This window comes from Stenotrophomonas sp. YJH_SMC_73, assembly GCF_059370155.1.
The window spans coordinates 145,027-164,943 of sequence record NZ_JCAFTJ010000011.1 but is presented as its reverse complement, the minus strand read 5'-3'; the positions used below and the strand labels follow the sequence as shown (position 1 = coordinate 164,943).

The following is a 19,917-nucleotide window of genomic DNA, read 5'->3' as shown; positions in this document are numbered from 1 at the left end:
GAGTGCGACTCTCCAAAAGCCTCCCTGGTGAAATTAGCGCTGTGGAACCACCCGATCCCATCCCGAACTCGGAAGTGAAACGCAGCTGCGCCGATGGTAGTGTGGCTCAAGCCATGCGAGAGTAGGTCATCGCCAGGGTTTACATCCAAAACCCCGCTGCTCACGCAGCGGGGTTTTTCTTTGTGCGCAGAACATGCGGGTAGTGCCGGCCGCCGGCCGGCACCGCCATAGCTGCACACCGGCCGGTAGATGCACGCCATGCGTGGATATTCTCCGCGGGCAGCCCCAGCGCCAACCAGGGTTGGCGACTACCGAGGGCATGCGGGCGCACAGTAGATCCACGCCGTGTGTGGATGCGGCGCCAGCCAGGGTTGGCCGCTCCCCAAGGCAGGTCCGGAAGCGGCCTTTTTTCCTGACCCATCACGCAAAAGCAGGCAAAAAAAACGGCGCCCTGCGGGCGCCGTCTTGACCGGGATGGAACTGCAGGCCCGGATCAGGCGGCCCGCGAGACCTCGTGCGGTTCCTGCTGGCGGAACACCGATACCGCCTCGGTAAGCGTACCCGCCTGCAATTGCAGCTCGCGTGCGGCCGCGGTGGCTTCCTCCACAAGCGCGGCATTCTGCTGCGTCGCCTGGTCCATCTGCACCACGGTCTGGTTGATCTGCTCGATGCCGACCGACTGCTCCTGCGAGGCCGCCGAGATCTCGTGCATCAGGTGGCTGACATTCTCAACGCCCCCGACAATGCCCTGCATCCGCTGGCCCGCATCGGCCACCAGCTGGGCGCCTTCGCCCACCTGGCGACCTGCCTCATCGATCAGCTTCTTGATTTCTTGAGCCGCAGCGGCGGAGCGCTGCGCCAGCACGCGCACCTCGCTGGCCACCACCGCGAAGCCACGGCCCTGCTCGCCGGCACGGGCGGCCTCCACTGCCGCGTTGAGCGCGAGGATATTGGTCTGGAAGGCGATGCCATCGATCACGCCAGTGATGTCGCCGATCCGCTTCGAGGCTCCCTCGATCGCCTGCATGGTGTCGACGACCCGCTGCATGGCGACGTTGCCGTCGCTGGCGGCGCTCTGGGTGGTGATCGCCAGCTGGCTCGCCTCGCGCGCATGGGCAGCGTTCTGGCGCACGGTGGCAGTCAGCTCTTCCATCGAAGCGGCGGTTTCCTGCAGGTGCGCTGCCTGGCGCTCGCTGCGCTCGGACAGCGCGCCATTGCCCGCAGCGATTTCGCTGGCAGCGGTGCTGATCGAGGACGCGCACTGCTGGATACGGCCCACCATGCGCGCCAGCTGGCCGGCGGTGGCGTTGGCATCGCGCTGGATCGCGGCAAAGGCGCCGTGATACTCGCCATGCATGCGTCGATCGAGATCGCCGCTGGCCAGCGCCGAGAGCATCTGCCGCACCTCGTCAACCGTACTGCCCAACGTATCCAGCAGCTGGTTGATGCCACCGGTGAGGCCATCGAGGAAGCTGGCACCTTCGGTTGCCTGCAGGCGCTGGTCGAGGTCGCCGGCGGCGGCGGCCGCGACGATGCCGGCGACGGCGTTCTCCAAGGCGAGCTCATGGGTACGGTCATGCCACTCCACGGCAAAGCCCAGGCGCACGCCCTGTGCGTCGAAGACCGGAGTAACCACCTGTGCGAAGTGCACCGGGCCGATCTGTACCTTGCCGTTGTGGCTGACCTGCAGGCCATTGAGGATGGCGCGGATCCGGTCCGGGTTGGCGTGGAAGCGATGGATGCTGCTACCGACCAGGCGCTCGGCATCGAAATCGGGGAAGGCCTGGCGCAACGTTGCCTGCTGGTTGCGCAGCAGGGCCACCACCGAGCGGTTCACGTAGCGGATCACGTGATCGTTGTCGGCAATCATCATCGCGGTGCGCGAGGCATCGAGGGCCTGGCGGATCTGCGCGTTCTCGGCGTGTGCCTCGGCTTCGCGTCCACGCTGGGCCTGCACATGGCGTGCGGTGTCGGCCAGCGCATGGGCCAGCGAACCCGGTGCGTAGGCGGTGGTGTCAGCATGTGCACCAAGATCGGCGCCGGTGGCGATGTCGCGCGCCAGCGCGGCCAGCCGGCGGGGACCGTGGCCAAGTGCTTCGGTCTGCTGGCGGAGCCGCAGTGCGACCTGGCCAAGGAACAGGGTCAGGCCGGCCAGCATCGCGGCCTGCAGCAGCGCCGGCCCCACCGCAGCACCGGCCGGCAGCGGGGCCAGCAGTGCAAGCGTGCCGATGCTACCGGCCAGCCACACCGGCAGACGATCGCGATGGCCCAGCAGCACGCCCAGCAGCAGGGCGATCGGCAACGCCGGCGACAGGCCGGTGATCGCGGACAACAGGGCCAGCTGCAGCGCCACCAGGATTGCCAGGGCGTTGCGGGCGATGCCGCGGCCTGCCAGCGGACCGGCCAGCCACAAGGCGGGCAGCACAGCGCCCGCGGCCAACGCGGCGGCCACACCGTGCGGACCGCGCAGGGCCAGCACCAGCCCGGTCACGGCCAGTGCCGCGCTGCCGGTCAGCAGGCGGCGGTCAGCACCGCGGGCGAGCTGTTGCAGGTGCGACAGGCGGGCGGTATCGGGGGGACGGGCGGATGCAATGGACATCGGAGGCTCCTGGGTCAGCAGACGACAACGAGCACGCCGCAACGCACGCAGCAGGGCGTGACGAGGGCGGGTGCCGGGAATTCGAGGGATGCGGCGCGATCAGCGACGCGGAGACGGGACACCGCGGCCACATCCTGTGGGTGACGGTGCAGCAGAGCGGGCATGCGGACTTCCTTGCAGAACCAGACACATGCCGCAGGACCGACCGGGCCCGCGTGCAGCGGGCGCAGGGGCCCGCAACTGATGTATCGGCCGCAAACGCGCGGAGTGAAGCGCGCGGACGCCTGCGCTCAGCCGGCGTTGTCGTTGCTGAAGAAGTGCAGGATCACGCCTGCGATCTGTTCCGGATATTCCATGTGCAGGTGATGGTTGCCGGGAAACACTGCCAGCCGGCCATCCCGCAGGTGCTGCAGGCGATCGCTGCGCATCGGCTCGGGATAATACGACTGCGCCGGCGTGGCATAGATCACCTGTGTCGGGCAGGCGATGGCCTGCAGCAGGTTGTCGATCTGGCCCTCGCTGAGGCGGATCGCGGTGGGCAGCATCAGGCGCGGATCGCTGCACCAGCGATACCCGCCTTCGACCGGTTCCACGCCGCGCTCGACCAGCAGTCGTGCGCACGGTTCGCTGAGCTGGTTGGTCATCATCCGTGCGCGGATCGGCGCGGCCAGGTCGGGGAACACGCGCAGCTGCTTGCGCGCCAGCGCACGGGTGGCGTTCACATGCTCGCGCAGGCGATGGGCGGTCTCTTCTTCGGGGCCGCGCAGGCCGCCGAGAGCTTCGATCGCCACCAGGCGCTCGACGCGGTCGCTGACCGAGGCGGTGAGGCTGGCGATGCCGGCGCCCATCGAATGGCCGAGCAGGCTGAAGCGGTCCCAGCCCAGGGCGTCGGCCACATCAAGCACGTGGCAGATCGCGGCCGCCGTGGTGTAGCTGGCACCGGCCGGCAGGTGCGCGCTGTGGCCATGGCCGGGCAGGTCGATCGCCACCAGCTGCAGCGACGCCAGGTGTGGCGCCAGCGGCACGAAGCTGGCGGCATTGTCGAGCCAGCCATGCAGGGCCAGCACGCGCGGGCCGTCGCCGCTGTTGCGCAGGCCGGCGACGCGGGTGCCGCCCACCTCGAGTTCAAAGGGTTGCAGACTCATGCCAGCGAGGCCACGGCCAGTCGTGCCAGGGCGCGCGCGTGTTCCGGTTCGGCATTGAGGCAGGGGATGTAGCGCATCGTCGCGCCACGTTCGGCCAGCGTTTCGGTGAAGCCCATCGCGACTTCTTCCAGCGTTTCCAGGCAATCGGTGGCGAAGCCGGGGCAGACCACGTCGATCTGCTTCACACCGGATTCGGCCAACGCCCACAGGCTCGGCTCAGCGTAAGGCTGCAGCCAGCGCTCGCGGCCGAAGCGCGACTGGTAACCCATCTGCCAGTCGTCCTTGCCCAGGCCCAGCGCGTTGGCGATGGCCTGCGCGCTGGCCTCGCAGCGCTGCGGATACGGATCACCCGCGTCGGCCAGGCGCTGCGGGATGCCGTGGAAGGAGAACATCAGTTTCTGGCTGCGGCCGTGCTGTTCCCAGTAGCGGCGGATCGAGCCGGCAACGGCCTCGACCCAGCCCGGGTCGACCGAGTAGTCGCGTACCAGACTGACGGTCACGCCCGGGTTGCGCCGCTGCCAGGCGTCGACGCGGTCCTCGACCGAGGCGGTGGTGGTGGTGGAGTACTGCGGGTACAGCGGCAGCACCACGATGCGGCGTGCGCCTTCGCCGGCGAGGCGGTCGAGCTCGTGGGCCAGGGCCGGTTCGCCATAGCGCATTGCGTGGCGCACTTTCAGGGTTGGCAGCAGGGCCTGCATCGCCTGCGCCAGCTGCCGGGTATGGACCATCAGCGGTGAGCCATCCGGCAGCCAGACCTGGGCGTACTTGGCCGCCGAACGGCTGCTGCGCAGCGGCAGGATCAGTCCGCGCAGCAGCGGCTGCCACAGCAGTGGCGGGATCGCGACCACGCGGCGGTCGGATAGGAATTCGGCCAGGTAACGGCGTACGGCGGGGGCCGTCGGCGTATCGGGCGTGCCTAGGTTGACCGCCAGCACGGCGGTATCGGGTGCGTCGAGCATGGGGTGCATTGTCGCCGATCCGGTGTCGCACCGGGATGCAGGGTTCGGATTGCAGGCATAGCGGGCATCTATGTGAGCGGGGAGCGCTCATTGGCGATTCATGACAACACTACTAATTTCAGTCACTTGCTATATCTTCCTATGGACTGACTTCTGGAGCCTGCCATGCGTCGCCCGATCCAAGCCCTGCTGATCGCCGCCAGCCTGCTGTCCAGCCAGGCCATTGCCGGACCGCAGGAAGACCAGCGCGCCCGCAATGCCGTGCGCGTGCTGGCGGAGATCCAGGAAATCCCTGAACAGGGAATTCCGGACAAGTTGCTCGACGAAGGCCGCGCGGTCATCGTCATTCCCGACACGATCAAGGCCGGCCTGGTCATTGGCGGTCGTCGCGGCCACGGGCTGATGTCGGTGCGCATGCCCAATGGCGCCTGGTCCAGCCCGGTATTCGTCAAGCTGACCGGTGGCAGCATCGGCTTCCAGGCCGGCGTGCAGTCTTCCGACGTAGTGCTGGTGTTCCGCAACGACCGCAGCCTGGACAACCTGGTCAATGGCAAGTTCACGCTTGGCGCCGATGCCGGCGTTGCCGCCGGTCCGGTCGGCCGCAATGCCGCCGCCGCCACCGACGGCCAGCTGAAGGCCGAGATCTGGTCGTGGTCGCGCGCGCGCGGCCTGTTCGCCGGTGTCGCGCTGGATGGCGCGGTGCTGCAGATCGACGATGCCGCCAATCTGGACGCCTACGGCAGCAACACCACGCCGCGCATGATCTTCGAAGGTCGCGCCGTCGGTTCGCCGTCGATGGACGTGGTCGCCTTCCGCGATCGTCTGGAAGAGGCCACCTACGCCGCCCGCAACAACCGCAACGGCAACGGTGGCAATGCACCGCGTCCGGCGCCGGCGCCGGCTGCCGCCCCTGTGCCTGCGCCTGTTCAGGCAGCACCGGCGGCCCCGGCCGAAGCCACCACCGCGCCGCTGCAGAACGTTCCGCAGAACCCGCCGCCGCAGCAGCAGGGCTTCCAGCCGGTCAACGACGGCGAAATCCGCACGGAAACGCTGGGCGGAAACTGACTTTCGTCACGCGCGCCGGCTAACACCCGGTGCGCTATGCTCGACAGCCTGATCACTAACGTAACGAGCGTCTTTATGGGCAGTTTCAGCATCTGGCATTGGTTGGTCGTGCTGGCCATCGTCCTGCTGGTGTTCGGCACCAAGCGCCTGACCAGTGGCGCCAAGGACCTCGGTTCGGCGGTCAAGGAATTCAAGAAGGGCATGCGCGACGACGACAAGCCGAACGCGCAGCTGGGCGACGAGTCGCGCAGCCAGGACGCCTCGCGCACCGCGCAGGACGAGCACGACCGCACCCCTCGCTGATCCGGAGCGGTCGCGGTGTTTGATATCGGCTTCAGCGAACTGCTGGTGATCGCCGTGGTCGCCCTGGTGGTGCTCGGTCCCGAGCGCCTGCCCAAGGCGGCCCGCTTTGCCGGCCTGTGGGTGCGTCGCGCCCGCAATCAATGGGATTCGGTGAAACAGGAACTGGAGCGCGAACTGCAGGCCGAGGAGATCAAGCGGCAGATGCAGGACGTTCGCCAGGGCATGCAGGACACCGAGAACCAGCTGCGTGCCAGCGGCGAAGCGATCCGTCGCGAAGCGCAGGAGGCGCAGCAGCAGGGCGATACGCTGGCGCAGGAGGTACGCGCACCGGCGCCTGCGGATCTGCCGCCGCATATGAGCGGCCTGACCCGTGCCGATGCACCGGTACAGGAGGGCGTCGCTCCCGAGCCGACGCCGGCGACACCCCCTGAAGCCGGTGCGCCGCCGCCGCCGCGCACGGAGCGCCAGCCATGAGTGAACAGGATTTCGGCGAGAGCTCGCTGGTCGAACATCTGGTGGAACTGCGCGGCCGCCTGGTGCGCGCATTGCTGGGCCTGGGCGTGGTGCTGCTGGCGCTGCTGCCGTTCACCCAGAAGCTGTACAACGCGTTGGCCGAGCCGCTGGTCTCGCAGCTGCCGAACGGGCAGACGATGATTGCCACCAATCCGGCCGGCGCCTTCTTCGCGCCGTTGAAGCTGACCTTCTTCGTTGCCCTGTTCGTGGCGGTGCCGTGGCTGCTGTACCAGCTGTGGGCCTTCGTCGCGCCCGGCCTGTATGCGCGCGAGAAGCGCCTGGCGGTGCCGCTGCTGGTGTCCTCGGTGCTGCTGTTCTACACCGGCTGTGCCTTTGCCTACTTCCTGGTGCTGCCGGCGGTGTTCCACTTCCTCACCACCTTCAGCCCGGACGTGATTGCGATCACCCCGGATGCAAATGCCTACCTGGATTTCGTGCTGGCGATCTTCTTCGCCTTCGGCGGCAGCTTCGAACTGCCGGTGGCGATGGTGATCCTGGTGCTGCTGGGCTGGGTGACGCCGCAGCAGTTCAAGGAAGGCCGCGGCTACGCGATCGTCGGCATCTTCGTGCTGGCGGCGGTGCTGACCCCGCCGGACGTGGTTTCGCAGCTGATGCTGGCGATCCCGATGTGCCTGCTCTATGAGCTGGGCATCCACGCCGCACGCTGGCTGGTGCCGTCGTCGGCAGTCAAGAAGCCCGCCGCCTGAAAGAAAAAAGGGGACGGAGGGGATTAAGTCGTTTATGCCCAGTGTGTGCAGCTAACGACTTAATCCCCTCCGTCCCCTTTTTTCATCAGGCGTGGAAGATGTCGCTCGAGGTCGGCGTGGTCGGGATCGGCGGTGCGGCGCGGCTGCCACGGTGCACGAACATCTGCTTCCACGCGGCGTAGACCGCGCCGACATACAGCGGCATCAGCACCGTGGTCAGCACCAGCTGGGCGATGAAGGCGGCGGCCAGCGGGCCGCCGATCAGCATCGCGATCTGGATCACGATCACGAACAGGATGTAGATGCAGAACGCGGCGATCAGGCCGAGCACGGCGAACACGATCATTGCGCCGATGTTCTCGATGCAGCCCTGCAGGCTCAGGCGCAGCGCGTGCATGCCGCTCTGCTTGTCGAACACCACCAGCGCCGGCTGGGTGAACATTGCCAGCGACAGTGCGACCGCGCTCAGGAACACCAGCAGCATCCACAGTGCGATGCGCTTGGCCGGCAGGTTGGCCACCAGCGCCGCAGCATCGTCCGGCTTGATCTGCTGGCCACTGCGGCTGATCTCTTCCATCTTGGTCATGACCTCGCTGAAGGCGGTGAAGCCTTCGCGGCCGATCATCAGGAACAGCAGCGCGCCCAGCAGCAGCACCGCCAGCACCTGGATCGCCAGCGGCACCAGCAGGTGGCTGACGCGGTGGTCGCGGATCGGCTGCAGCAGGTGCGAGGCCAGGCCCGGGCGACCTTCGTCGATCTCACCCACGGCGTACAGCATGCCGCCGAACATGATCGGCGAGATGGCCAGGGTCATCAGCTGCACGGCCATGCCGGCGGCGCCGGGAATCAGCGTCGACAACAGGGTGACCACCCAGCTCACCAGCAGCCAGGTCAGACCGATCCGGGCCAGCTGCAGCGGCGCACGCCGATACAGCGAGAACGTATCCAGCAACCACTGGGCGCCCGCCGAGGCCGGCAGCTTGCGAATCTCTTTCATGGACATCCGGGAAGGACAGGAGGGGCCGGGCGCTTGCCCGTGCCGCCGATTATCCCTGTTTTGCCGCCGGCTGGGCTGAAGACAGCCGCGCCTGGCGAACGAAGCGGCGCAGCAGCTGGCGCGCCAGCGGTGCGGCGCTGACCGCGCGCTCGATGCTGCGGGCACAGCCGCCATGGCGGCCGATGCAGTCGGCGCGGGCACGCACGTAGCCGCGCATGTGGTGGGTGGCGAACTCGGGGTGGAACTGCACGCCCCAGGCCTGGCGCCCCCAGCGGAAGGCATGGCAGCCATCCAGCGGCGAGCGTGCCAGTACTTCGGCGCCGTCGGGCGCGCGCAACACGGTCTGCAGGTGGGTGGCGTGGGCGGCGAAGTGCTGCGGCAGGCCCTGGAACAGCGGGTCCTGCGCGGCCTGCGGCTGCAGCTCCAGTTCGATCGTGCCGGACTCGCGCCCGGCCGGGTTGTAGGCCACCTCCCCGCCCAGCGCGTGCGCCAGCAGCTGGTGCCCGTAGCAGATACCGAACACCGGCAGGTCGTCGTGGGCGGCCTGGCGCAGCCATGCGGCACTGCGCTCACTCCATTCGGCGTGGTCGGTGACGAAGGCGGCCGAGCCGGTCACCAGCACGCCGGCGAAGGCATGCGGGTCGGGCAGGGCATCCCCGTGTTCGACATCGACCACCACCGTCTCGTGCTCTTCCAGCCCGGCGGCCACCCGGATCCAGTGCGGGAAGCGCCCGTAGCGGCGCAGCGACGGCACCGGGCGGCCGGTTTCAAGGATCAGGAACGGGGCTGGGTTCATCCGGGGGCGGCAGGACTGACAGGACTTCCTCGATTGTAGTCAGCCCCTGCGCCACCTTTTCAAGCCCGGCCTGGCGCAGGGTTCGCAGCCCTTCAGCCCGCGCGGCACGGGTGAAACCGGCCAGATCCATGTCGGCGCGGATCTGCCCACGCAGCCGCGAGCCCAATGGCAGCAACTCATACAGGCCGATGCGGCCGAGGAATCCGGTGCGCCGGCACTCCAGGCAACCAACCGGCCGACAGGGCGTGGCGGCATCTGGATATGCAGCTTGGCTATCAGCCAGCACCGCCCAGTCGGCAGCACCAAGGGTGTGCGGCTGCTTGCAGTGCGGGCACAGGGTGCGCACAAGGCGCTGGGCGAGGATGCCGTTGAGGGTGCTGGCCAGCAGGTAGTGCGGCACGCCCAGGTCGAGCAGGCGGGTGACCGCCGACGGCGCGTCGTTGGTATGCAGCGTGGACAGCACCAGATGGCCGGTCAGCGAGGCCTGCACCGCCATCTGCGCGGTTTCCAGATCGCGGATCTCGCCGATCATGATGATGTCCGGGTCCTGCCGCAGCAGGGTGCGCACGCCGCTGGCGAAGTCCAGGTCGATGTTGGCCTGCACCTGCATCTGGTTGAACTCGGGCGCGATCATCTCGATCGGGTCCTCCACGGTGCACACGTTCACGTCCGGCGTGGCCAGCCGCTTCAGCGTGGAATACAGGGTGGTGGTCTTGCCTGAGCCGGTCGGGCCGGTGACCAGCACGATGCCGTGCGGGCGTTCGACCAGTGCATTCCAGTCGGCGGCCTCCTGCGGGCTGAAACCCAGCTGGTCGATGCTCTTGAAGGCGGCATCCGGGTCGAAGATGCGCATCACGCACTTCTCGCCGAAGGCGGTGGGCATGGTCGACAGGCGCATCTCGACCTCGCGGCCGCCCGGCGAGCGGGTCTTGATGCGGCCGTCCTGCGGGCGCCGGCGTTCGGCCAGGTCCATGCGGCCGAGCACCTTGATGCGGCTGACCACGGCGGTCATCACCGCCGGTGGCACCTCGAAGACCTTGTGCAGCACGCCATCGATGCGGAAGCGCATGCGCCCCATCTCGCGGCGCGGTTCCAGGTGGATGTCCGAGGCGCGCTGTTCGTAGGCATATTGCAGCAGCCAGTCGACGATGTGCACGATGTGCTGGTCGTCGGCATTGACGTCGCCGGTACGGCCCAGCTCGACCAGCTGCTCGAAGCTGGGCAGGGTGGTGCTGGCTTCGCCGCGGACATCGCCGCGCGCGCCACGCACCGAGCGGGTCACCCCGTAGAACTCCATGGTGTAGCGGTGCAGGTCGAGCGGATTGACCACCGCCAGCTCGATGCTGCGGCGGGTCAGGTGCTGCAGGTCGCGGCGCCACTCCTGCACCAGCGGCTCGCTGGTGGCCACCAGCACCCGTTCGGCATCCACCGCCAGCGGCAGGAAGCGGTGGCGGCGGGCGTAGGCATGGGAGACCAGCGCGGTGACAGCAGCGACGTCGACCCGGGTCGGATCGATGCGCAGGTAGCGGCTGCCGGTGCGCCGGGCCAGCCATTCGGTCAGGCGTTCCAGGGTCAGTTCGCCACCGTCGCGGGCGGCCAGCTTGAGGTTGGACAGCAACACCAGCGGGTGCACTTCACTGGCATTGCGCGCGCCCTGTGCGGAAAACCGCATGCGCTCGACGTCGTGCTCGGCCACCAGGCCATCGGCCAGCAGCGCTGCGCAGACCTGTTCGAAATGCAGGCGGCCCCACGGCAGCGGGATGTCGCCTGGCTCGCCGGGCGTGCCCACCGGCAGCCGATGTTCCATCTGCCTGCTCCTCCCGGGTACGGAATGCCCCGCAGGTCGGCCGTTATACTAACGCACCCCCTTGCCGGCCAAGACTCGTACGCATGTCCGCGACCCCGACCGTTCCGATCACCTTCCAGGGCCTGATCCAGACCCTGAACCAGTTCTGGGCCCAGCAGGGCTGCGTGCTCATCCAGCCGCTCGACCTGGAGGTGGGCGCCGGTACCTTCCACCCGGCCACCTTCCTGCGTGCGATCGGTCCGGAACGCTGGAACGCGGCCTACGTGCAGCCCTCGCGCCGCCCGACCGACGGCCGCTACGGCGAGAACCCGAACCGCCTGCAGCGCTACTACCAGTACCAGGTGGCGATGAAGCCGGCGCCGGACAACATCCAGCAGCTGTACCTGGATTCGCTGAAGGCGCTGGGCATCGACCCGCTGGTGCACGACCTGCGTTTCGTCGAGGACAACTGGGAATCGCCGACGCTGGGCGCCTGGGGCCTGGGCTGGGAAGTCTGGCTCAACGGCATGGAAGTGACCCAGTTCACCTACTTCCAGCAGGCCGGTGGCCTGGAGTGCCGCCCGGTGCTGGGCGAGATCACCTACGGTCTCGAACGCCTGTGCATGTACCTGCAGAACTGCGACAACGTCTACGACCTGGTCTGGACCTACGGCCCGGACGGGCAACCGGTGACCTATGGCGACGTCTACCACCAGAACGAAGTCGAGCAGAGCACCTACAACTTCGAATACGCCGACGTGGACGAAATGTTCCACCGCTTCGATGCCTGCGAGCGTGAAGCGCAGAAGCTGGTCGAGGTGGGCCTGCCGCTGCCGGCCTACGAGCAGGTGATGAAGGCCAGCCACACCTTCAACCTGCTTGATGCACGCCGCGCGATCAGCGTGACCGAGCGCCAGCGCTACATCCTGCGCGTGCGCGCGCTGGCCCAGGCGGTGGCCAAGGCGTACTACGAGCAGCGCGAGAAGCTGGGCTTCCCGGGTGCGAAGAAGGCCTGACGGGCCGTCGGCACCCACCCGCTTTTCATCAACTACCCGGGGCGCCGGACGCGTCGCGCGCTGCGCCCCCACCACAGGATCGAACCGATGAGCCAACTGTCCCCCCTGCTGATCGAACTGGGCACCGAGGAGCTGCCGGTCAAGGCGCTGCCGGGCCTGGCCCAGGCGTTCTTCGACGGTGTTGTCGAAGGCCTGCGCACGCGCGGCGTCGCGCTGGAACTGGGTGATGCACGCCCGCTGTCGACCCCCCGCCGCCTGGCCGTGCTGCTGCCGGGCGTGGGCCTGGAACAGCCGGAACAGCACAGCGAAGTGCTGGGCCCGTACCTGAACATCGCACTGGACGCCGAAGGCCAGCCGACCAAGGCGTTGCAGGGCTTCGCCGCCAAGGCCGGGATCGACTGGACCGCGCTGGAGAAGACCACCGATAACAAGGGTGAGCGCTTCGTGCACCGCGCGGTGACCCCGGGCGCACGCACCGCCAGCCTGCTGCCGGAGATCCTGCGCGAGGCGATTGCAGCGATGCCGATTCCCAAGCCGATGCGCTGGGGCGACCACACCTGGGGCTTTGCCCGCCCGGCGCACTGGCTGGTGCTGCTGCACGGTACCGAGGTGGTGGAGGCCGAACTGTTCGGCCTGCAGGCCGGCCGTGTCAGCCGTGGCCATCGCTTCCACCACGACCAGCCCGTGTTGCTGGCCCAGCCGCAGGACTATGTTGAAGCCCTGCGCGCCGCCTTCGTGCTGGTCGACCCGCGCGAGCGCCGTGCGCGCATCGTCGCCGAGGTCGAGGCCGCCGCGGCCAGGGCCGGTGGCAGCGCCCGCATCACCGACGACAACCTGGAGCAGGTGGTGAACCTGGTCGAGTGGCCGTCGGCGGTGCTGTGCAGCTTCGAACGTGCGTTCCTGGCAGTGCCGCAGGAAGCGCTGATCGAAACGATGGAGATCAACCAGAAGTTCTTCCCGGTGCTGGATGCCGCAGGCACGCTGACCGAGAAGTTCATCGGCATCGCCAACATCGAATCGAAGGACGTGGCCGAAGTGGCCAAGGGCTACGAGCGGGTGATCCGCCCGCGCTTTGCCGACGCCAAGTTCTTCTTCGACGAGGACCTGAAGCAGGGCCTGGCGTCGATGGGCGACGGCCTGAAGACGGTGACCTACCAGGCCAAGCTGGGCAGCGTGGCCGACAAGGTGGCGCGCGTGGCCGCCCTGGCCGAAGTGATCGCACCCCAGGTGGGTGCCGATGCCGTGCAGGCCAGGCGGGCTGCCGAATTGGCCAAGAACGACCTGCAGTCGCGCATGGTCAACGAGTTCCCGGAGCTGCAGGGCATCGCCGGCCGCCACTACGCCGTGGCCGGTGGCGAATCGACCGAGGTGGCGCTGGCCATCGACGAGGCCTACCAGCCGCGCTTCGGCGGTGATGACATCGCGCTGTCGCCGCTGGGCAAGGTGCTGGCCATCGCCGAACGCGTCGACACGCTGGCCGGTGGTTTCGCCGCAGGCCTGAAGCCGACCGGCAACAAGGACCCGTTCGCCCTGCGCCGCAATGCGCTGGGCCTGGCCCGCACGATCATCGAAAGCGGCTTCGAGCTGGACCTGCGCGCGCTGCTGGCCAGCGCCAACGCCGCCTTGGCCGCGCGCAACGTGCAGGCCGATGTCGGCGAGCTGTACGACTTCATTCTCGACCGCCTGAAGGGCTATTACGGCGACAGGGGCGTGCCGGCCACGCACTTCAACGCGGTGGCCGAACTGAAGCCGGCCTCGCTGTACGACTTCGACCGCCGCCTGGATGCGATCGGCACCTTCGCCGCACTGCCGGAAGCCGAAGCACTGGCTGCGGCCAACAAGCGCATCCGCAACATCCTGCGCAAGGCCGAGGGCGACATTCCGGCGCAGATCGACCCGGCGCTGCTGCAGGAAGACGCCGAGCGCGCGCTGGCCGAAGCGGTCACCGCCGCCATCGACGACACCGGCGCCAGCCTGCACCAGAAGGACTACGTGGCCGTGCTGGCACGCCTGGCGCGCCTGCGCCCGCAGGTCGACGCGTTCTTCGACGGGGTGATGGTCAATGCGGACGATCTGGCGCTGCGTGGCAACCGCCTGGCGCTGCTGACGATGCTGGGCGAGCGCCTGGGCAAGGTCGCGGCGATCGAGCATCTGTCGAGCTGATGCCCGTATCGGTAGTGCCGGCCGCTGGCCGGCATTACCCCCGCGCATCGCATCGCCGGTGGATGTCCATCGGGGTCATTGCCGGCATCGCGCACGATGCCGGCATCCTCGCCTGCATTCACGATGATCGCCACAAAGGTGCGTATTTTGACCGCCACTTAACAACCGATCCCGAATGACGTGATGCATTTCGCATCGTCACCTTCGGTCGGTATGCTGTCCCGCATGCAGCCAAAGAAATACGCCCTGCCGCTGATGGTCCTGTCGTTGGCCGCCACTTCCGTGGTCCACGCGCGCGGCACCATCGACAAGGTGGACATCAAGGGATTGGACAAGGGCGACGACGCCGCAATCATCGAGAACATCCAGGAATCGCTGTCGCTGTACGACACGATCGGCAAGGAACAGGGCGAATCGCGCCTGGAATACCTGCTGTCACAGGCCGAGCGGCAGACCCGCCAGGCACTGGAACCGTTCGGGTACTACAACCCGGTGATCAAGGTCGAGGCACCGCGCGAGGACGAACACGTGCGCGTGCTGATCCATGTCGACAAGGGCACCCCGGTGACCGTGCGCCGCGAGCACATCGACATCACCGGCCCGGCGATGTACGACCAGTACCTGCAGGATGACCTGGCCGCGTTCAAGCCGCGCAAGGGCCAGCGCTTCGAGCACACCCAGTACGAAGCCAGCAAGATCACCATCACCCGGCGCCTGGCCGAGCGCGGCTACTTCGACGCCGACTACACCCAGCGCCAGGTGCAGATCACCCGCGCCGACAACGCCGCCGACATCGACCTGACCTGGGACAGCGGCCGCCGCTACAACATGGGCCCGGTGCGCTTCCAGCAGGACTACTTCGTCGACAAGCTGTTCGATCCACTGGTCTACTGGGACCAGGGCAGCTACTACCACGAGGGCAAGCTGGACCGGCTGCGCGAGTCGCTGACCAAGCTGGACTACTTCAGCGTGATCGACATCCAGCCGCGCCCGGACCAGGCCGACGAGAACGGCGAAGTGCCGGTGGACGTGAAGCTGACGCGCGCCAAGCGCACCATCTATACCGCCGGCCTGAGCTACGGCAGCGAGAGCGGCCCGGGTGTGCGCGGTGGCATCGAGCGGCGCTTCCTGAACAACCGCGGCCACAAGATGAACACGCAGCTGGACTATGCGCAGAAGCGCAAGAGCCTGGTCACCAGTTACCGCATTCCGGCCTTCAACTGGCTCGACGGCTGGTACACCTTCGCCGCCAGCGCGTACGACGAGCAGACCGACTACATCGATCTGCGCAACTTCAAGCTGATCGCCAGCCGCAGCGGCGAGATCAACGAGCACTGGACCGCGATCGCCTCGATCAACGCACTGCGCGAGCGCTGGCGCTACGCGTCCGGCACCGAATTCACCGACGCCGTCTACAACACCTCGACGCTGGTGTACCCGCAGATGGTTGCCGACTACGTCAACGTCGACGACGAGATGTTCCCGCGCAAGGGCATCAGCGGCGCGGCGACGGTGCGTGCCGGCGTGGAAGGCGCCGGCTCGGATACCAGCTTTGTGCAGGCCAACGCCGTGCTGCGCTGGTACATCCCGGTGGGTGAAAGCAACCGCCTGATCCTGCGCGGTGAGGGGGGTACCACCTGGACCAGCGATCTGGTGGCGATGCCGCCGAGCCTGCGCTACTTCGCCGGCGGTGACCGCAGCATCCGCGGTTACGCCTACCGCGAAGTCGGCCCGCGCACACCCAAACCCGACAAATACGCGCTGGGCGCCAAGAACCTGGTGATCGGCTCGGCCGAGTACGAGCACTACTTCAATGGCGGCCCGTGGGGCGCGGCGGTGTTCGTCGATACCGGCAGCGCATTCGACAACACCATTGACCTGCACACCGGCGTCGGCTTCGGCGTGCGCTGGAAATCGCCGGTGGGCCCGGTGCGGGTGGATATCGCGCATGGCCTGAACAACCCGGATTCACAGTTCCAGCTTTACCTCAACATCGGAGCGGACCTGTGAGCACGCCCGCACCGAGCCCCGGCACGCCACCGCCGCGCGTGCGCTTCTACCGACGCCGCCGCTTCTGGGCCTGGTCCGGCGTCGGCGTGATCGGCGTGGTGCTGCTGGCCCTGCTGGCGGTGTACTGGCTGCTGCAGACCGTGGCCGGCCGCGATGTGCTGCTGGCCCAGGTGGTGGCGCGACTGCCGGTGGGCGCCAGCTTCACCTGGGACAAGGTGGAAGGCCCGGTGGCCGGTCCGCTGACCCTGTACAACGTCGACTTCCGCTACGACGACATCCATTTCCACGCCGAGCGCGCGCACCTGGAGCCGGACCTGCGCCCGCTGCTGGGCCGCAAGCTGCTGCTGGACAAGCTGGAGCTGACCAACGCGACGTTGAACCTGGCCAAGAGTGATGAGCCGTTCAAGCTGCCATCGTGGCCGGATTCGCTGCCGCAGATCGAGATGCCGCTGGCGATCCAGGCCGATGCCATCGCCATCGACGGCTTCCGCATCAGCCAGGCCAACGAACCGGTGATCGACATCAGCCGGGTGCGTGGTGGCATCGAGATCGCCAATGGCGAGTTCCAGGCGCACAAGCTGGTGGTGGACAGCGACATGGGCAACTTCACCGCCCAGGGCCGTTACATTCCGGCCAAGGACTACGACACCGATGTGACGGTGACGGCGGTGCTGCCAGCACCGCGTGGGCGCACCGCCGCTACGGTGGGCCTGGTCGCACGTGGCGACCTGTCGCACATGGAAGTGGCCGTAGCCGGGCGCGCGCCGAAGCCGCTGCACGCGATGCTGGTGTTCGATGGCCGCACCGACCCGAGCTGGAGCGCCAGCATCCGCAGTGACGAGCTGGATCTGGCGCTGTTGTCGCCAGCATTGGCGAGCTCGGCGATTGCGCCGTTGTCGCTGGACTTCACCGCCGCCGGCAAGGGCGGCAATGCCAACCTGCGCGGCAGGGTGAAGCAGGGCGACCAGGAGCTGGAACTGGCACCGTCGGTGGTGTCGCTGCAGGACCAGGTGCTGAAGGTCTCACCGCTGCTGGTGAAGGGCCTCGGTGGCGAAGCGCGGCTGGAAGGCACCGCCGACTTCAGCCAGGACGATCAGCAGAAACTCAATTTCTCGGTGGTCGCACGCGATCTGACCTACGTGCCGGCACCCGACCCGAACACGGCTGGCAGCGCACCGGTGCCGGTCACCCTGAAGGAAGCACGCTTCGGCCTGGCCGGTACCCTGAAGGCCTGGGCCGCGATCGGCCGTGCCGAGATCGAACGCGAGGCGCAGAAGGCGCAGCTGCAGTTCGACGTACGCGGCAATGACCAGGCCGCGTCGATCCACCAGCTGCAGGCGCAGACGCCGGGTGGGCAGCTGCAGGTGGAAGGCCAGGTGGCCTGGGCGCCGCAGCTGGACTGGGACGCCAAGGCCACGCTGAAGGACTTCGACCCCGGCTATTTCGTGCCGGGCTGGAACGGCCGCCTGTCCGGCAACCTGGCCTCCAAGGGCCGTCAGCTGCCGCCGCCGGCCAATGCCGCACCGGGCACGGCCGGCACGCTGGAAGCCACCGTCGACCTGCCGTCGCTGAAGGGCATCCTGCGCCAGCGCAACCTTGATGCACAGGGCAAGTTCGCGCTGCAGGGCGCGCAGGGCCAGGGTGACCTGAAGCTGTCGCTGGGCAGCAGCCGGGTGACCGCGTCGGGCAAGGTCGGCGACCGCCTCGACATCGATGCACGTTTCGAACCGCTGCAGCTGAGTGACCTGCTGCCGGGCGCCGACGGTGGCCTGCGCGGCCAGGTGCAGGTGAAGGGGCCGCGCGATGCGCCGGACATCACCGCCGACCTGGTCGGCAACAATCTCAACTGGGAGGGCTACGGCGCCGAGAGCGTGAGCATCAAGGGCCACCTGCCGTGGCGCGGCGACAGCGGCACGCTGGCGGTGCAGGGCCAGCAGGTCAACGCCGGCATGCTGCTGGAGCGCTTGAACGTGGATGCGCAGGGCAGTGTGTCCAACCTGCGCCTGGCTGCGCAGACCCGCAACGAGATGGGCGCGATCGAGCTGCAGGGCAGCGTGCGCCAGCAGGGGGCGCAGTGGCGTGGCGAGCTGGCCTCGCTGCGCATCGCACCGGTGAAGGGTGATGCGTGGTCGCTGCGTGCACCGGCGGCGTTCGCGATCAACGGCAGCACCTACACCCTGTCCGAAGCCTGCCTGGCCGCCGCCAGCAGCGGCGCGCTGTGCGCACAGGCCAACTGGCCGCGAGAAGGCCTGGTGGTGCGCAGTGACGCGCTGCCGCTGGCGCTGGTGCAGCCGTGGCTGCCGCCGCAGTCCGGCCGCCGCATCTACCTGCGCGGCGACGTCAGCCTGGACGCGCAGATCCGCCCGCGCGGCGCGGCCTGGGAAGGCCATGTGGAAGTGCGCTCGAAGGAAGGCGGCGTGCGCCTGGGCGAGAACCGCAACACCGTGGGCGATACCACCCGCGGCGAGCTGGTGCGCTATGACCAGTTCTCGCTGAAGCTCGACATGACCCCGGCCAGCATCAAGGGCTACCTGGGCATGGGCTTCCAGGGCAATGGCTTCGTCGACGCGAAGATGCAGACCGGCTGGGAAGCCAGCGCACCGCTGAACGGTGAGCTCTACCTCAACATGTCGCGGCTGTACTGGCTGGAGCTGTTCTCGCCGGACATCGTGCGCCCGACCGGCTTGATCGAAGGCCACGTCAGCCTGCGCGGTACGCGCGGGCAGCCGTCGCTGGGCGGCGACGCGCAGCTGAGCAACTTCAAGGGCGAATTCCCCGCGCTTGGCCTGACCTTCGACCAGGGCAAGGGCAGCTTCGTGGCCCAGCCCGACGGCTCGGCCAAGATCACCGCGCAGGCCAACTCGGGCCAGGGCACGCTGTATGTCGACGGCGGCCTGTCGTGGTTCGGTGATGCACAGCCGCTGCAGCTGAAGATCCACGGCGAGAACGTGCTGCTGTCCAACACCAGCGAGCTGCGCATCGTCGCCAACCCCAACCTCGACTTCACGTTGGCCAAGGCGGCGATGGAGCTGCGTGGCACCGTGCACGTGCCCGAGGCCGACATCGACCTGGAGCGCCTGGACCGTGGCACCTCGGTGTCCGAAGACGTGGTGGTGCTGGACCCGGCCGATCCGGAAGAGTCGCGCACCTCGCCGCTGGACATGGACCTGACGGTCAGCCTCGGCGACAAGGTGAAGATGACCGGGTTCGGCCTGAAGGGCGCGCTGACCGGCAAGATGCAGGTCTGGGCCAAGCCCGGCCGTGAAATGACCGCCAATGGCGGCCTGGAAGTGAGCGGCCGCTACAAGGCGTATGGGCAGGACCTGACCATCACCCGCGGCAACCTCACCTGGAACTACAACGCGGTGTCCGACCCGCGCATCAACATCCGCGCCGAGCGCCGGATCGGTGATGTCACCGCCGGCATCGACGTGACCGGGCGTGCGCAGCAGCCGCGCGCGGACGTGTGGTCCGATCCGGCAATGTCGCAGTCCGAGGCACTGGCCTATCTGGTGCTGGGACGCAGCCTGACCGGTGCCAGCAGCGACCAGGCGCAGCAGGTCAACGCGGCCTCGGCGGCGCTCTCGGCGGGCAGCGGCCTGCTGGCTTCGCAGCTGGGCGCCAAGCTGGGCCTGGACGACGCCGGCGTGAGCCAGTCGCGCGCGCTGGGCGGCTCGGTGATCGGTGTCGGCAAGTACATCTCGCCCAAGCTGTACGTCGGCTACGGCGTGTCGCTGGTCGGTGCCGGTTCGGTGATCACGCTGAAGTACCTGCTGCGCCGCGGGTTCGACGTGGAAGTGGAGTCGAGCACCGTGGAAAACCGCGGGTCGATCAACTGGCGGCGGGAGAAATAACCCG

At 68.1% G+C, this 19,917-nt stretch carries 14 protein-coding genes and 1 rRNA gene; 9 read left to right on the top strand and 6 right to left on the bottom strand.

Annotated features, from left to right (window positions below; genetic code table 11):
- Positions 1–23: 23 nt before the first annotated feature.
- Positions 24–138 (top strand): 5S ribosomal RNA (gene rrf / locus AC5P8R_RS17470).
- 355 nt (positions 139–493) lie between these two features.
- On the opposite strand, the gene AC5P8R_RS17465 is transcribed toward rrf, so the two are convergent.
- The 3 genes from AC5P8R_RS17465 to hemH all read right to left on the bottom strand — a co-directional run bounded on the left by AC5P8R_RS17465 (position 494) and on the right by hemH (position 4,703).
- Complete coding sequence (locus AC5P8R_RS17465) at positions 494–2,599, bottom strand: methyl-accepting chemotaxis protein (protein WP_014648911.1); 2,106 nt, start codon at positions 2,597–2,599, stop codon at positions 494–496.
- Between the two features lie 290 nt (positions 2,600–2,889).
- Entirely contained in the window at positions 2,890–3,744 is an 855-nt protein-coding gene (locus AC5P8R_RS17460) for an alpha/beta fold hydrolase (protein ID WP_495223673.1), read from the bottom strand.
- The gene (gene hemH / locus AC5P8R_RS17455; RefSeq protein ID WP_032957857.1) at positions 3,741–4,703 is read right to left on the bottom strand and encodes a ferrochelatase; all 963 of its coding nucleotides are present in this window, start codon (positions 4,701–4,703) and stop codon (positions 3,741–3,743) included. The genes AC5P8R_RS17460 and hemH overlap by 4 nt, the downstream gene beginning before the upstream one ends.
- A gap of 165 nt (positions 4,704–4,868) precedes the next feature.
- On the opposite strand from hemH, the gene AC5P8R_RS17450 reads away from it, so the two are divergent.
- The 4 genes from AC5P8R_RS17450 to tatC all read left to right on the top strand — a co-directional run bounded on the left by AC5P8R_RS17450 (position 4,869) and on the right by tatC (position 7,291).
- Positions 4,869–5,768: a lipid-binding SYLF domain-containing protein gene (locus AC5P8R_RS17450; RefSeq protein ID WP_495223672.1), complete on the top strand. Its 900-nt coding sequence runs from the start codon at positions 4,869–4,871 to the stop codon at positions 5,766–5,768.
- A gap of 75 nt (positions 5,769–5,843) precedes the next feature.
- Positions 5,844–6,071 (top strand): Sec-independent protein translocase subunit TatA, encoded by a 228-nt coding sequence (tatA, locus tag AC5P8R_RS17445; protein WP_014648907.1) that lies wholly within the window; start codon positions 5,844–5,846, stop codon positions 6,069–6,071.
- A 15-nt stretch (positions 6,072–6,086) separates the two neighbouring features.
- Positions 6,087–6,545, top strand: coding sequence for a Sec-independent protein translocase protein TatB (gene tatB / locus AC5P8R_RS17440; protein ID WP_032957854.1), 459 nt, complete (start codon positions 6,087–6,089; stop codon positions 6,543–6,545).
- Positions 6,542–7,291, top strand: coding sequence for a twin-arginine translocase subunit TatC (gene tatC, locus AC5P8R_RS17435; RefSeq protein ID WP_005420449.1), 750 nt, complete (start codon positions 6,542–6,544; stop codon positions 7,289–7,291). The genes tatB and tatC overlap by 4 nt, the downstream gene beginning before the upstream one ends.
- 85 nt (positions 7,292–7,376) lie before the next feature.
- Here tatC and AC5P8R_RS17430 read toward each other — a convergent pair whose 3' ends face one another.
- From AC5P8R_RS17430 to AC5P8R_RS17420, 3 genes are read right to left on the bottom strand one after another with little or no spacing between them, the layout of a single operon-like run.
- Complete coding sequence (locus AC5P8R_RS17430) at positions 7,377–8,288, bottom strand: BPSS1780 family membrane protein (protein WP_014648905.1); 912 nt, start codon at positions 8,286–8,288, stop codon at positions 7,377–7,379.
- Positions 8,289–8,337: 49 nt separating this feature from the next.
- Positions 8,338–9,084, bottom strand: coding sequence for a glutamine amidotransferase (locus tag AC5P8R_RS17425; protein WP_014648904.1), 747 nt, complete (start codon positions 9,082–9,084; stop codon positions 8,338–8,340).
- On the bottom strand, positions 9,056–10,891 hold the full coding sequence (locus tag AC5P8R_RS17420) for a GspE/PulE family protein (protein ID WP_169411260.1): 1,836 nt from the start codon (positions 10,889–10,891) through the stop codon (positions 9,056–9,058). Before AC5P8R_RS17420 ends, AC5P8R_RS17425 begins: the two co-directional genes overlap by 29 nt.
- An 83-nt stretch (positions 10,892–10,974) precedes the next feature.
- On the opposite strand from AC5P8R_RS17420, the gene glyQ reads away from it, so the two are divergent.
- From glyQ to AC5P8R_RS17400, 4 genes are all read left to right on the top strand, one after another.
- On the top strand, positions 10,975–11,886 hold the full coding sequence (gene glyQ / locus AC5P8R_RS17415; RefSeq protein WP_014648902.1) for a glycine--tRNA ligase subunit alpha: 912 nt from the start codon (positions 10,975–10,977) through the stop codon (positions 11,884–11,886).
- A gap of 87 nt (positions 11,887–11,973) precedes the next feature.
- Complete coding sequence (gene glyS, locus AC5P8R_RS17410; protein WP_495223671.1) at positions 11,974–14,049, top strand: glycine--tRNA ligase subunit beta; 2,076 nt, start codon at positions 11,974–11,976, stop codon at positions 14,047–14,049.
- Positions 14,050–14,262: 213 nt separating this feature from the next.
- Entirely contained in the window at positions 14,263–16,059 is a 1,797-nt protein-coding gene (locus AC5P8R_RS17405) for an autotransporter assembly complex protein TamA (protein ID WP_049407641.1), read from the top strand.
- Positions 16,056–19,913 carry a translocation/assembly module TamB domain-containing protein gene (locus AC5P8R_RS17400; protein WP_014648899.1) on the top strand — a complete coding sequence of 1,286 codons (3,858 nt, stop codon included), beginning with the start codon at positions 16,056–16,058 and terminating at the stop codon, positions 19,911–19,913. The genes AC5P8R_RS17405 and AC5P8R_RS17400 overlap by 4 nt, the downstream gene beginning before the upstream one ends.
- The last annotated feature ends 4 nt before the right edge of the window (positions 19,914–19,917 follow it).

Coding starts and splice junctions, on each gene's coding strand:
- AC5P8R_RS17425 (WP_014648904.1), bottom strand. CDS start 9,084: ATGAACCCAGCCCCGTTCCTGATCCTTGAAACCGGCCGCCCGGTGCCG.
- AC5P8R_RS17405 (WP_049407641.1), top strand. CDS start 14,263: ATGCTGTCCCGCATGCAGCCAAAGAAATACGCCCTGCCGCTGATGGTC.
- AC5P8R_RS17465 (WP_014648911.1), bottom strand. CDS start 2,599: ATGTCCATTGCATCCGCCCGTCCCCCCGATACCGCCCGCCTGTCGCAC.
- AC5P8R_RS17430 (WP_014648905.1), bottom strand. CDS start 8,288: ATGAAAGAGATTCGCAAGCTGCCGGCCTCGGCGGGCGCCCAGTGGTTG.
- AC5P8R_RS17420 (WP_169411260.1), bottom strand. CDS start 10,891: ATGGAACATCGGCTGCCGGTGGGCACGCCCGGCGAGCCAGGCGACATC.
- hemH (WP_032957857.1), bottom strand. CDS start 4,703: ATGCTCGACGCACCCGATACCGCCGTGCTGGCGGTCAACCTAGGCACG.
- AC5P8R_RS17450 (WP_495223672.1), top strand. CDS start 4,869: ATGCGTCGCCCGATCCAAGCCCTGCTGATCGCCGCCAGCCTGCTGTCC.
- glyS (WP_495223671.1), top strand. CDS start 11,974: ATGAGCCAACTGTCCCCCCTGCTGATCGAACTGGGCACCGAGGAGCTG.
- glyQ (WP_014648902.1), top strand. CDS start 10,975: ATGTCCGCGACCCCGACCGTTCCGATCACCTTCCAGGGCCTGATCCAG.
- AC5P8R_RS17460 (WP_495223673.1), bottom strand. CDS start 3,744: ATGAGTCTGCAACCCTTTGAACTCGAGGTGGGCGGCACCCGCGTCGCC.
- tatA (WP_014648907.1), top strand. CDS start 5,844: ATGGGCAGTTTCAGCATCTGGCATTGGTTGGTCGTGCTGGCCATCGTC.
- tatC (WP_005420449.1), top strand. CDS start 6,542: ATGAGTGAACAGGATTTCGGCGAGAGCTCGCTGGTCGAACATCTGGTG.